Origin of the sequence: Pseudomonas sp. BRM28 (assembly GCF_002939405.1) — a bacterium.
Classification (GTDB): domain Bacteria; phylum Pseudomonadota; class Gammaproteobacteria; order Pseudomonadales; family Pseudomonadaceae; genus Aquipseudomonas; species Aquipseudomonas palmensis.
The window spans coordinates 2,898,316-2,911,531 of record NZ_PEFV01000001.1 but is presented as its reverse complement, the minus strand read 5'-3'; the positions used below and the strand labels follow the sequence as shown (position 1 = coordinate 2,911,531).

At 65.0% G+C, this 13,216-nt stretch carries 11 protein-coding genes; 5 read left to right on the top strand and 6 right to left on the bottom strand.

Annotation, left to right across the window (positions count from 1 at the left end):
• Nucleotides 1–107: 107 nt before the first annotated feature.
• A complete protein-coding gene (locus CR917_RS13755; protein WP_043861217.1) occupies nt 108–998 on the top strand; it encodes a LysR family transcriptional regulator in 891 nt (296 codons plus the stop codon).
• Here CR917_RS13755 and CR917_RS13750 read toward each other — a convergent pair.
• The 6 genes from CR917_RS13750 to CR917_RS13725 all read right to left on the bottom strand — a co-directional run bounded on the left by CR917_RS13750 (nt 995) and on the right by CR917_RS13725 (nt 8,993).
• Entirely contained in the window at nt 995–1,486 is a 492-nt protein-coding gene (locus CR917_RS13750) for an Lrp/AsnC family transcriptional regulator (protein ID WP_043861218.1), read from the bottom strand. The two genes, CR917_RS13755 and CR917_RS13750, sit on opposite strands and share 4 nt — an antisense overlap.
• A 122-nt stretch (nt 1,487–1,608) precedes the next feature.
• Complete coding sequence (gene gabT, locus CR917_RS13745; protein WP_043861219.1) at nt 1,609–2,901, bottom strand: 4-aminobutyrate--2-oxoglutarate transaminase; 1,293 nt, start codon at nt 2,899–2,901, stop codon at nt 1,609–1,611.
• Between the two features lie 52 nt (nt 2,902–2,953).
• On the bottom strand, nt 2,954–4,414 hold the full coding sequence (locus CR917_RS13740) for an NAD-dependent succinate-semialdehyde dehydrogenase (RefSeq protein ID WP_054914469.1): 1,461 nt from the start codon (nt 4,412–4,414) through the stop codon (nt 2,954–2,956).
• A 245-nt stretch (nt 4,415–4,659) separates the two neighbouring features.
• Nucleotides 4,660–6,213, bottom strand: a complete 1,554-nt coding sequence (locus CR917_RS13735; RefSeq protein WP_058540217.1) for a PucR family transcriptional regulator — start codon at nt 6,211–6,213, stop codon at nt 4,660–4,662.
• A gap of 129 nt (nt 6,214–6,342) precedes the next feature.
• The gene (locus CR917_RS13730) at nt 6,343–7,386 is read right to left on the bottom strand and encodes a polyamine ABC transporter substrate-binding protein (protein WP_043861222.1); all 1,044 of its coding nucleotides are present in this window, start codon (nt 7,384–7,386) and stop codon (nt 6,343–6,345) included.
• A 215-nt stretch (nt 7,387–7,601) separates the two neighbouring features.
• Nucleotides 7,602–8,993, bottom strand: a complete 1,392-nt coding sequence (locus tag CR917_RS13725; protein WP_058540216.1) for an aldehyde dehydrogenase family protein — start codon at nt 8,991–8,993, stop codon at nt 7,602–7,604.
• A gap of 106 nt (nt 8,994–9,099) precedes the next feature.
• On the opposite strand from CR917_RS13725, the gene CR917_RS13720 reads away from it, so the two are divergent.
• The 4 genes from CR917_RS13720 to CR917_RS13705 all read left to right on the top strand — a co-directional run bounded on the left by CR917_RS13720 (nt 9,100) and on the right by CR917_RS13705 (nt 13,214).
• Nucleotides 9,100–9,972, top strand: a complete 873-nt coding sequence (locus CR917_RS13720) for a LysR family transcriptional regulator (RefSeq protein ID WP_043861265.1) — start codon at nt 9,100–9,102, stop codon at nt 9,970–9,972.
• 118 nt (nt 9,973–10,090) lie between these two features.
• The gene (locus CR917_RS13715) at nt 10,091–10,837 is read left to right on the top strand and encodes a hypothetical protein (RefSeq protein WP_058540215.1); all 747 of its coding nucleotides are present in this window, start codon (nt 10,091–10,093) and stop codon (nt 10,835–10,837) included.
• Nucleotides 10,838–10,924: 87 nt separating this feature from the next.
• Complete coding sequence (locus tag CR917_RS13710; RefSeq protein ID WP_058540214.1) at nt 10,925–11,140, top strand: PLD nuclease N-terminal domain-containing protein; 216 nt, start codon at nt 10,925–10,927, stop codon at nt 11,138–11,140.
• Between the two features lie 130 nt (nt 11,141–11,270).
• Complete coding sequence (locus tag CR917_RS13705; protein WP_058540213.1) at nt 11,271–13,214, top strand: LodA/GoxA family CTQ-dependent oxidase; 1,944 nt, start codon at nt 11,271–11,273, stop codon at nt 13,212–13,214.
• Nucleotides 13,215–13,216 lie beyond the last annotated feature (2 nt).

Genomic DNA, 13,216 nt, shown 5'->3' with positions numbered 1-13,216 from the left:
GTGGTCCAGTGGCGTGAGTGTTGCGCCATTACATATATTTGTTAAGTTGATTTTTGAGATGGATTGATCGATAAACCTCAACAATTCCCCCTTTTGCCGGAGTCAGCATGACCGTCAAGCAACTGCGTGCCTTCTGGGCAGTGGCCCAGAGCCTGAGTTTTGCGGTGGCTTGCGAGCGTCTGCACCTGTCGCAGTCGGCACTGAGCCTGACCATCAAGTCGCTGGAGGAGGGCCTGGGCGGGCGGCTGTTCACGCGCACCACGCGCAACGTCACGCTGACCCCGGAAGGCGAATCGCTGCTGCCCCTGGCGCGCCGCCTGCTTGCCGACTGGGACAACGCCGAGGACGAGATCCGCCAGCGCTTCACCCTGCAGCGCGGGCGCGTGACCATCGCGGCGATGCCGTCGTTCGCCGGCAACCTGCTGCCGCCCATCCTGAAGAACTTTCGCACCCGCTACCCGAACATCGGGGTCACGGTGAACGACGTGATCAACGAACAGGTACTGGAGATGGTGCGTGACCGCCAGGTGGAGCTGGGGGTGGCGTTCGAGCCGTTCGAAGGCTCGTCGCTGGTGTTCTCGCCCCTGTACGTCGACCGGTTCACTGCCGTGGTGCCGCTGGATTCGCCCCTGGCCGCGCTGGATGAAATCGACTGGCAGACCTTGCTGCAGCAGCCGTTCATCACCTTGCAACGGCCCTCGAACGTGCGCGTGATGCTCGAAGAGCACCTCAAGGCGCGCGGCATGAAGCTGGCGGTGGAGTTCGAGAGCCATCAACTGGTGACAGTGGGTCGCATGGTGGCCAGCGGGCTTGGGGTCAGCGCGGTGCCGGCCCTGTGCGCCGGCCAGATGCACGAGCTGGGCGCGCGCTGCATCACCCTGCGCGACCCGGTGGAACGTGCCATCGGGGTGCTGAGCAAGCCGGGCCACGAACTGTCGGCTGCGGCCCAGGCGTTGTTCGACAGCCTGCATGAACAGCAGGCCGAGGCCAGGCGCTAGACGGCGGCGAGCAAGCTGCGCAGGGGCACCTTGTTCTTCATCACCGGCGACTTGATCACGATGTAGCTGAAGTACTTCTCGATGCCGATGTTCTGGTCGAGGATGGTTTCCATCAGCTCCTGGTAATGCTGGATGCTGCTGGTCAGAAAGCGCACCAGGTAGTCATAGCCACCGCTGATCAGGTGGCATTCGAGCACTTCGTCGATGTTGCGAATGCTCGATTCGAATTTCTGAAAGTCGGAGCGTTTGTGGTCGCTCAGTGTGACTTCGGTGAAGATGGTTACCGAGTTGGCGAACTTGGCCAGGTTCAGGTGGGCTTCGTAGCCGCTGATATAGCCTGCCGCCTCGAGTCGCTTGACCCGTTGCAGGCACGGGCTGGGCGACAGCCCCACGGCTTCGGCCAGGCTGACGTTGGTCATGCGGCCGTCTTTCTGCAACTGGACCAGGATGTTGATATCGATCCGATCGAGCTTGGTTGCCGCTTCCATTCCTGACTCCTGAAATGCGGGATGACAAAAAAACACACTTTCACCCACGGGGCCTTCGCTGGCAAGACCGCTCCCGGCGGGAGCCGGCATTGCCAGCGAAGGTGGCGCCGCAGAGGGGCGGATTACGCCGTAGCGCGGGTCAACGCCTGGTCGAGCATGCGCAGCGCTTCGGAAATCTGCGCCTCGGTGGTCACCAGCGGTGCCAGGAAGCGCACCACGTTGCGGTACACGCCGCACTTGATCACCAGCAGGCCGGCTTCACGGGCCTGGTCGATGATGGCCTGGGCCAGGTTCGCGTCCGGGGTCTGCGCGGCGTCGTCGGCCACGATCTCGATGGCCTGCATGAAGCCCAGGCCACGCACGTCGCCGATGCACGGGTAGCGGTTCTGAAGGGCCAGCAGGCCTTCACGCAGTTGCACCGCACGCTGCTCGCCCTGGGCCAGCAGGTCTTCTTCCTCGAACAGGTCCATCACCGCCAGTGCAGCCGCGCAGGCCACGGCGTTGCCGCCGTAGGTGCCGCCCAGGCCGCCCGGGGTCGGCGCATCCATGATCTCGGCACGCCCCACCACACCCGACAGCGGCATGCCGCCGGCCAGGCTCTTGGCCACGGTCACCAGGTCAGGCTGGATGCCCGAGTGCTGGAAGCCGAACGGCTTGCCGGTACGCCCGAAGCCGGCCTGGATCTCGTCCAGGATCAGCACGATGCCGTGGCGCGTGCAGCGTTCGCGCAGGGCACGCAGGAAGGCATCGGGGGCGCGCAGGAAGCCGCCATCGCCTTGCACCGGCTCGATCAGGATGGCCGCCACGCGGTCGGGGGCCACGTCGGTGGCGAACAGGTGGTCGAGTTCGGCCAGGGCGTCGTCACTGCTCACGCCGCGGTATTCGTTGGGGTAGGTGGCGTGGTAGATCTCGGCCGGGAACGGGCCGAAGTTCTGCTTGTACGGCTGGCTCATGCCGGTCAGGGTGACGCCCAGCAGGGTGCGCCCGTGGAAGCCGCCGCGGAACGAGATCACCGCCGGGCGGTTGGTGTAGCCACGGGCGATCTTGATGGCGTTCTCCACCGCTTCGGCGCCGGAGGTGAACAGCACGCTCTTGTAGGCTTCGCCGCCACCGACCATGGCGTTCAGGCGCGCTGCCACGTCGATGTACGACGCATAGGCCACCACCTGGAAGCTGGCATGGGAGATCTCGCCCACCTGGCGGCGCACGGCCTCGACCACACGCGGGTGGTTGTGGCCGACGTTGAGCACGCCGATGCCGCCGACGAAGTCCAGGTAGCGCTTGCCGTCCACGTCCCACAGCTCCGAACCCTGGGCGTGGCTGACCACGATCGGGTGGGCGGTGGCGATGCCGCGGGGTACGTGCTGCTCGCGCAGGGCCAGCAGGCGTTGATTTTCAGTCAGTGCAGAATTCATGGTGCAGCTCCATTAACTAACGATGGTGTCAGGGGTTCGGGAACGCAGGTATTCAGTCGAGGCCGCCCATGTGCCAGGCCTTGATTTCGAGGAACTCGTCCAGGCCGTACTTGGAGCCTTCACGGCCGGTACCGGACTGTTTCATGCCGCCGAACGGGGCCACTTCCATGGAGATGATCCCGGTGTTCAGGCCGACCATGCCGAACTCCAGGCGCTCGCCCACACGCCAGGCGCGGCGCATGTCCTGGGTGAAGTAGTAGGCGCCCAGGCCGAACGGGGTAGCGTTGGCGATGGCCAGGGCCTCGGCTTCGTCCTTGAAACGGAACAGCGGGGCAACCGGGCCGAAGGTCTCTTCGGTGGCCAGCAGCATGTCGGTGGTGGCGTCCAGCAGCACGGTCGGCTGCACGAACAGGCCGGTGTCGTCGGGCATGCCGCCAATCGAGATGCTGGCGCCTTTTTCCACCGCATCGCCGATGTGGCTGGCGACTTTTGCGACGGCGGCGGCGTTGATCAGCGGGCCGATGGTCACGTTCTCGCCCAGGCCATCACCCACCTTCAGCTCGGCCACGGCAGCCCGCAGGCGCTCGGCGAAGCGGTCGTAGATGCCGTCCTGCACCAGAATTCGGTTGGCGCACACGCAGGTCTGCCCGGCGTTGCGGAACTTGCTCAGCATCACCCCGGCAATCGCCAGGTCGAGGTCGGCGTCGTCGAACACGATGAACGGCGCGTTGCCACCCAGCTCCAGGCTCAGGCGCTTGAGGGTGTCGGCGCACTGGCTCATCAGCAGCTTGCCGATGCGCGTGGAGCCGGTGAACGACAACTTGCGCACGGCCTGGTTGGCGGTCACTTCGCTGCCGATGCCGGCAGGCAGGCCGGTGAGCACGTTGAACACCCCGGCCGGGATGCCAGCACGATCTGCCAGTACCGCCAGGGCCAGGGCCGACAGCGGGGTCATCTCGGACGGCTTGACCAGCACGGTGCAGCCGGCGGCCAGGGCCGGCGCGCATTTGCGCGTGATCATCGCGTTGGGGAAGTTCCACGGGGTGATGGCCGCCACCACGCCGATCGGCTGCTTGAGCACCAGGATGCGGCGGTCGTTGGTGGGCGCGGGGATGGTGTCGCCGTAGATGCGACGGGCCTCTTCGGCAAACCATTTGACGAAGCTGGCGCCGTAGCCGATTTCGCCGCGCGACTCGCTCAGGGGCTTGCCTTGTTCGGCGGTCATGATCAGCGCCAGGTCTTCCTGGTTTTCCAGGATCAGGCTGTACCAGGCTTCCAGGTGACGTGCGCGGGTGGCGGCGGGGACTTCGCGCCAGCTTTCGAAACGGGCCTGGGCGGCCTCGATGGCGCGTCGCGTCTCGGCGGCGCCGAGGGCCGGGACCCGGGCGATTTCGCTACCGTCGGCGGGGTTGATCACGGCAATCGTTTCGCCGTTGTCGGCATCGATCCAGCTGCCATTGACGTAAGCGCGTTCGACAAGCAGCGAGGGGTCACGCAGTGTGCTTTTCAACATGGAGAGGGTGCCTTCTACGGGTCCGGTGAATGGCACGATTGTAAGAACAGGCACGCAGTGACCGATGCCGAGATGGCCGCTTGGGCCAGGCATAAATGCCGTATTGAGGGGGTTGGCAGCACACTATGCTGCGGGGGTGGTCGAGGTGTCTCCAGCGCCGGTCAAGCCCGCTCCCGCAAGGCCACTGACGGCCTGCTGGAGCGGGCCTGGCCCGCCACCTGGCGGTACAGGCAGCAGATTGTTTGTCAGGCGTCGTTCTGCAGGCGGTACATCTCGGTTGCCACCTGCAGCTGAAAGCGCGCCTGCGGGTTCTCCATCGACAGCTGCAGCAGCTCTTCGATGCGCTCCACGCGGTAGCGTAATGTGCTGATGTGGATGTCCAGGCAGCGGGCGCTGCTGGCCAGCTGAAAGCCTTCGCTGGCCAGGGTGCACAGGGTTTCCATGAGCATGGCACCGTTCTTGTGCCGGGTCAGCGGGGTCACCAGGCGCTCCAGCAGCATGCGCCGTGCATCGTCGTCGCCCATCAGCGCCCGCGGAAACAGCACTTCGTCAAACCCATGCAGCTTGCCCGGGCGCAGCAGCGGCAGCAGGGTGGCCACATCCCCGGCGCCCTGGGCCATGCCTGCCACGCCCCGGTGCACGCGGCTGGCGGCCATGGCGCCGCCGTCCAGTCGAATATGCTTCCAGATCGACTCGGGCATCACATCGGCCGGCACGATCAGGCTGATCTGGTTCAACGACACCGACAGCAGGGGCGCGATTCCCAACCCCTGCATGATCTCGGTGATGCGCTCGGCCTGCTCCTTGCGCCGCTGGAAGCCCTCGCGGCTGAGGGGAATCGGCTCGTCCAGCAACACCAGGCACACGCGGTAGTCGCGGGTATGACACCAGCCGGACACCAGCGCACGTTCGATGGCGCGCGGCGTTTCGGGGAACTTGCCTTCCAGCAGCCCTGCCACCAGCGCATGGCCCAGGCGGTTTTCCTGGTCCAGCAATTCGCGTTGATGGGACAGCTGCAGGGCGGCGATCAGCGCAGCATGTTCCACTGCGCGGCAGTGCAGCTCCTCGAAGCTGTCCCGCTGGCCCTTGAGCCACACCACCCCGACCCGCTCGCCCTGCAGGCGGATGGGGCAGCCCAGGCGAAACGCGCCGGCATCGGCGTCCAGCTCCAGCACCTGCGGCTCGACCCCCTGCAGCAGGTTGGCCTGCTCGTTCAGGTGGCGCATCACGGCAAGCTCCACGGCGTCATTGGCCGGCTCGCTGGCCCCCAGCACACTGCCGGAGCTGGCCACGATCAGCGCCGGCAGTTCCAGGGCGCTGGTGAGGGCGCTGGCCAGGCTCTGCAGGTTGTCGGCCTCGATGGCAGCGCGGGTGAGCATGCGGTGGATAAGGTCGGAGCGACGGATGATGCGGGTCTGGAAGTTGATGATCTGTTCGAGAACCTGCTGGGTGATGTCGCTGAAGGCGACTTCCCAAGGCAGTTCCAGCAAAGGGAAACAGCAGCGGTCGGCCTCTTCGATGGCCGCCTGGGGGAAGTGTTCGTGAAAGTGCGGGACTGCCATCACGACCCCGGCCAGGCCCAGCTCGGCCAGGCGGCGAACCATGTCGCGGCATTTTTGCGGGTCTTGCGGCCAGTTGTAGCCGGTGGTCAGCAGCAGGTCGCCCTTTTTCAGCCAGTTGAAGATGTCGGGGTGATCGACGATATGCACCCACGCCAGGTCGCGGTCCAGGCATTGCCTGCCCGCGACCACGGTGGCCTGGCTGAGGGAGGTCTGTTCCAGGGCTGTGGCGAGTTTCATGTGCAATCCACGATCCAGACACGATAGAGGATCGCAGTCTAGCGGACTGGACATGGCTGCGGGGAGGGCCCTGGACAGGAGAATAGAACCTGTGCGCTGATCATCCATGAGGCGCACAGGGAGGGGAAATCAGGACTTGCTAGCCCAGGCGTTGAACTTCTGTTCAAGCGTTTCTGCGTTCTCGAGCCAGAACTCGACGTTTACCCGCAGTGCATTCTTCTGGTTCTCTGCCGCGGTGGGCAGGTCGTCAGCCAGCGACTTGTCGAGCATTTCGGCGGCCTTGGTGTTGGACGGGCCGTAGGCCATCTGCTCGGTGTAGAGCTTCTGCTGCTCAGGCTGCATGGCGAACTTGATGAAGTCGTACGCCTTGTCCAGGTTCTTGGTGCCGCGCGGGATGGCCCACTCGTCGAACTGGTACAGGTTCTGGTTCCAGACGATCTTCAGGTTGCTGCCGCTCTGCTGTGCAGCGTGGATGCGGCCGTTGTACGAGGACGCCATCACCACATCGCCAGCCACCAGGTACTGCGGCGGCTGTGCACCGGCTTCCCACCACTGAATGTACGGCTTGATCTCGTCCAGTTTCTTGAAGGCGCGGTCCACACCTTCTTTGGTGCTGAGCAGCTTGTAGACTTCGGCAGGCGGCACGCCGTCGGCCATCAGGGCGAATTCCAGCGAGCCACGGGCAGACTTGCGCAGGCTGCGCTTGCCCGGGAATTTCTTCACGTCCCAGAAGTCGGCCCAGCCGGTAGGGGCGACCTTCAGTTTGTCGGCGTTGTAGGCCAGCACGTTGGACCACACGAAGATACCGACGCCACAGCCGTCGTCACTCTTGGTGCCTTCGATCCAGTCGCCCGGCGTGCCGAGGCGTTCGTAGTCGAGTTTTTCGAACAGACCTTCTTCACAGCCACGGGCACGGTCGGTGTCTTCGGTATCGAGCACGTCCCAGGTCACGGTCTTGGTGTCGTTCATGGCGATGAGCTTGGAGATTTCACCGTTCCACTCGCCAGCGATCACCTGGGTCTTGGTCTTTTCTTCGTAGGGCTTGTAGAACGCGGTGACCTGCGCGGCCTTGCTCGCGCCACCATAGGAGATCACCGTGAGCTTGTCGGCAAAGGCACTGTTGGCCAGCATCAGGCCACCGAGCACGGTGAGGGTGAAGAGTTTTTTCGACATTCGAACGCTCCAATCAAGACTGTTATTTCGAGTTATGTTTGGCAGTTGCAAGCGGGCGCAAAATAGATGAAAGGTGCTGATTTTTATAGTGGCAAGGTGCCTGCTGTGTTTGAGAGTGAGTTGAGGCTAATGGATAAGCGCTGCCATGGGTATCTATTAAACGCAGGATAAGCCTATTTTTTTATCCTGCGCTTTATAGGAAGGTGCTTCGTACTTTAGTGGCGATCGAACCATACGGTCTGCGCGTTGCAGAACTCGCGAACGCCGAAGTGCGAGAGTTCGCGGCCAAAGCCGCTCTTCTTCACGCCACCGAAGGTCACGCGCGGATCACTGGCGCTGTAGCCGTTGATGAACACGCCGCCGCACTCCAGTTCGTCGGCCAGTTGTCGGGCCAGTGCCGCATCGCGGGTGTACACGGTCGAGGTCAGGCCGAATTCGCTGTCGTTGGCCAGCTGCAGGGCGTGGCGCGCATCCCGGGCAGTGATGATCGAGGCCACCGGGCCGAACAGCTCCTGGCGGAACGAGGTCATCTGGTCGGTGACGTCGGCCAGTACCGTGGGCGCGTAGTAGTTGCCCGGGCCGTCGACCTTGTGCCCGCCCAGCAGCAGCGTGGCGCCTTCGGCCAGGGTGGCCTGGACCTGCTGGTCGAGCTCGTCGCGCAGGTCATGACGCGCCATCGGCCCCAGGTAGGTGTCGGCCAGCAACGGGTCGCCCATCACCAGCGCGCGGGTTTTCTCGACGAACTTGCGGGTGAATGCCTCGACCACGCCGGCTTCGACGATCAGCCGCTTGGCTGCCGCGCACACCTGGCCGGTGTTCTGGTAGCGGCCGATCACGGCAGCCTGTACGGCGGCATCCAGGTCGGCATCGTTCAACACGATGAACGGGTCGGAGCCGCCCAGTTCCAGTACGCATTTTTTCAGCGCGGCACCGGCCTGGGCACCGATGGCGGCACCGGCACGCACGCTGCCGGTAAGGGTCACGGCGACGATGCGCGGGTCGACGATGGCCCTGGATACGCCCTCAGGCGTCACGTTGAGCACCTCGAACACACCTTCGGGGAATTCGGCCTGCTGGAACGCATCGCGCAGCAGGTAGGCCGAGCCCATCACATTGGGCGCGTGCTTGAGCACGTAGGTGTTGCCGGCGATCAGCGCGGGTACCGCACCGCGCAGCACTTGCCACAGCGGGAAGTTCCACGGCATCACCGCGAGGATCGGGCCCAGTGGGCGGTATTCGATGTGGGCCTTGGCGTCGGGTACCTGGGTCGGCTCGGGGGCCAGCATGGCCGGCCCGTTCTCGGCGTACCACTCGCACAGCTGGGCGCACTTTTCCACTTCGCCGCGGGCCTGGGCCGCAGGCTTGCCCATTTCCAGGGTAATCATCCGCGCCATGGCCTGGGCGTTGTCGCGCAGCACGCCGGCGAGTTTCACCAGCAGGGCCGAGCGGGTGGCCAGCGGGGTACGCCGCCAGCCGGCAAACCCGGCAGCGGCGCGGCCCAGGGCGGCGTCCATCAGTGCGTCGGTTTCATAGGCGTAGTGGCCGATGCGTTCACCGGTGGCCGGGTTGATCGAGAGGGCATGGGTATGGCTGGTTATGTCGGTCATGGCGGGCGTTCCTGTCAGAAGGGAAACAGGGGCCCAGCGTAATGCCGTGCTAATCTTTCGAAAACTGAATAATGAAAACGGTTTCTTTCACGTTTGGAGAATGTTTTTGGACCTGGTACAGCTTGAGATTTTCACCGCCGTGGCCGAGCACGGCAGCATCAGCGCAGCCGCCCAGCACATCCACCGCGTGCCGTCGAACCTGACCACGCGGATCAAGCAGCTGGAAGCCGACCTGGGGGTGGAGCTGTTCATTCGTGAAAAGCTGCGCCTGCGCCTCTCGCCGGCCGGTTGGACCTTCCTGGAGTACGCCAAGCGCATCCTGGCCTTGGTGCAGGAGGCCCGCCTGACCGTGGCGGGGGAGGAACCCCAGGGGGCGTTCTCGCTGGGCTCGCTGGAAAGTACCGCAGCGGTGCGCATCCCCGCGTTGCTGGCGGCCTACAACCAGCAGTACGCCAAGGTCGAGCTGGACCTCTCCACCGGGCCGTCGGGCACCATGATCGAGGGCGTGCTGTCGGGACGCCTGGCGGCGGCCTTCGTCGACGGCCCGGTGCTGCACCCCTCGCTGGAGGGCGTGCCGGTGTTCGAGGAGGAGATGGTCATCATCGCGCCGCTCAACCATGCGCCGATCCACCGTGGCCAGGACGTCAACGGGCAGAGCATCTATGCGTTCCGGGCCAACTGTTCGTACCGCCATCATTTCGAGCGCTGGTTCACCCAGGATGCCGCCGTGCCGGGCAAGATCTTCGAACTGGAGAGCTACCACGGCATGCTCGCCTGCGTGAGCGCAGGGGCGGGGCTGGCGCTGATGCCACGCAGCATGCTCGAGAGCATGCCGGGGTGCGCCACGGTCAGCGTGTGGCCGATGTCGCAACGTTTTCGCTACCTGCGCACCTGGCTGGTATGGCGCAGCGGCACGGTATCGCGCAGCCTGGCGATGTTCGTGAAACTGCTGGAGGAGCGGGGCGCGGTGCTCCAATAGTGCGGCGTGGCGCCACTGCGGTCTGGCGGTTATCGCACTTTTTGCGTTTTTTCGGCTCTATTCATCGCCAGGCCGCGTCGATCCCCAACGCGGCCCGTGAATCCAGACCCCGGTGCCGATGGTTTATCCGCTTTGCGTTCCACCCCAGCGCGTGCTGCGCCGGCTGTTGCTGGCGGGTACGCTGATGACCTGCGCCGCTGGCTGTACCCAGCAGCAGGGGCGCGATATCGCCACCCAGCTGGGCAACGGCCGGCCCCAGGAACTGTTCCAGACCAGCGTCGATCGCATGGCCACACTGTCGATGCAGGACAACCTGCAGAGCCTGTACCTGTTGATGAGCAAGCTGTACCTGCGCAACCCCAACCAGTGGCGCGAATCGGGCTTTCTCGATGCTGCCAGTGCCGAGCGGCAGATCCGCCAGGCCATCGAGCAGCGCCAGGCCTTGCCGCAGCTGGGCGAGCGCCGCGACCTGGCGGCACTGAGCTATGCCCTGAGCCCGGAGTTCAGGGGCGATCGCGTTGGCGCGTTCATCTACGCCATCGGCAGCATGCTGGTGACCGCCCATGGCGGGCGTACCGAATTCTTCATCACCGACACCATCGACCCGCAGTTCGTCAGCAACGCAGCGCGCAACATCGAGAAGGCCACCTGGCTGCTGAGCCAGCGCCAGGATGCCAATGGCGTGCTGTTGCTGTTCTCCAACGAAATCTCCGAGGCGGGCAGCAACCTGAGCTTTGCCGTGGAGTTCGGCAAGATCGTCGCGCGCCTGGACCTGCTGACCCAGATGCTCGACGAGCGCTACCGGCGCATCGGCCTGAACTATGCGCAGAGCCTGTTGCTGATGAACTTTCTGCCGGTGCAGTGAGGTGTCTGCCTGGCGCCTTTGGGCGCAGATTCACTGAACCATCGCGGCGTCGCCTGACCTAAGGCAATACCATTCGGGAGATGACGCATGCAAAACAACGGTTATATCTGGATCACATTGGCGGTAATCCTGGCCCTGGTGGAACTGTGGGCCATCAAGAGCATCATCGGCAGCAAGAGCAAGGCCGACCGCAAGATGTTGTGGATCGTGCTGGTGGTGTTCGTGCCGCTGGTCGGCCTGATCGTGTGGGGCGTGGCGGGGCCCAAGGCGATCGACAACAACGCGGCCTCTCGCAACGGCTGACTCAACGGCGCAAATTGAGCTTCGGATTGCTGGCTGACATGGCCATTTGACACCCCTCCATTCGCCATCTAGCGTTGAGCGCGAAATTGCGCATTCGCGCAGACCCCACTGGCAAGGAGGCTAGACGGCCATGATCAGCCCGGCATCGATCAAATCCATTCGTGTGCACCCAGGGCTCGGCGTTGCCCGTGTCGGCAACGCCGATGGCGATGAGGAGTACGTACTCGCCGCGCAAGTGCCAGGGGCACTGGCCAGCAGCGCCGACGGGCAATTTCGCGATGCCAGGGGCCAGGTGCGGCGCCAGGCCGTGCGCTTTCGCCTCTATGCCGAACTGCACGACGGCACCGTACAGGAGCTGAGCCTGGACGACGGCGTGCAGATCGAATGGACCGTGGAAGTCGCCAACCTCAAGGCCGGCTGGTACGCCTTCGAAAACGCCATGGACCTGCCTGGCCAGTACGCCATCGCCGAAAAACGACGCAACCCGCTCGTGACCGGTGCGCAGCGCCAGGCCCTGGACATCCGCCCCGGCCCCAGGACCATCAGCGGCCGCCGCCAGCAAGGCAAGCCCTTTCATTTCGACACCGGCACCTTCCACGGCAAACCCGTGTACCTGGGCGAACTGCGCACCGACGAGGCCGGGCGCCTGATCGCCCTCGGCGGGCACGGCCACAGCGCACCGCGGGTGGACAAGACCCCACCGACAACCTTCGCCAACAACGACGACTGGCACGACGACGTGTCGGACGGCCCGGTGTACGCACGGGTGACGTTCAACAACGGCCAGCGCCTGGATGCCGAGCCCGGCTACCTGGTGGTGACGCCCCCCAACTACGCGCCAGGGCTGTTCGGCGTGGTCACCATGGAAGAGGTGGTTCGCGACCTGTTCGTGCGCCAGGGTCAGCTGCCGGCCGAGCCGAGCTGTTCGTTCACCCGCGATATCTGGCCGATCTTCGAGCGCATGACCCACATGCAGTGGACCAACCAGGGCCTGTTCATGCTCAGCGGCCACGGTTCGCCACTCGATACCCAGAACCCCGACGTGGTGGCCCGGCTGGCCGACCCCGGTGAGGCCAGTGCGGACTTTCGGCGCAAGGTCTTCGCGCTGTTTCGCGACCCCGCCAGCACCGCCGAGTTCGCCCCGGCGCTGTTACCCCTGTACGGCGACTATTACGGCGACTATGACCTCGACCCCCAGCCGCCATCCGCGGTCGGGCTCGCGGTCACCCCGCTGATGTACCAGGCCTTGAGCCAGTGGGTGCAAGGCGAATTCGTCGCCGACTGGCAGGGCGCGCCGGTGCCGGCAGACTTCGACACGCTCGAACCGCGCGCCCAGGCCCAGGCGCTGGACCGCGCCGGCCTGCATGAATGCCTGGGCGGCCCGTTCCACCCGGGCATCGAACTGACCTGGTTCATGCGCGTGCCCAGCGTGTGGCGCAGCCCTTATCGCCTGGCGGTACTGCCCCAGGGGCAGGCGGTGCGCCAGGATTTCGGTGACGAACTCACGCCACAGGTGTGCCTGGCACCCCAGGGCCCGCTGGACGGCGTTGGCCCGGGTTCGCTGACCCGCGCGCTGGGCGTGCCGTGGCAGACCGACGAGGCCTCGTGCCTGTCGGATGCCGAGTACGAGCCCAGTACCTACCTGTCGTTCCCCAGCTACTGGGGGGCCCGCGTGCCCAACCAGGTACTGAGCAGCGAGGCGTGGGAGCGTGTGGGCGCAAGACGTACCACGCCAGCGCAGCAGCTCAAGCATTTTTCCTACCGCGAGGACTGGCTGCGCGACCTGAAGGGCAGCTACTTCACGCGCATCAACCTGATGGTGAGCCACTGGTGGGAGTTGGGCATTCTGCTGGCCCACGACGCCACCCCCGAGGCGACCGCACTGGGGTTGCCGGCGCGGGCCTGGATCGAAAGCGGGCGGCCCGAGCGGGTCACCGGCTCCAATGCCAAGCTCGACCTGCTGGCGGTGATCGAGGCCCTGGATTCGCCGCCACCGTTGCTGGGCGAGACCGAACTGGAGCCGCCCAGGCAGAAGGTACCGCCACGTCGTCGGCTGCGCAGGGACGAGATTTGAAC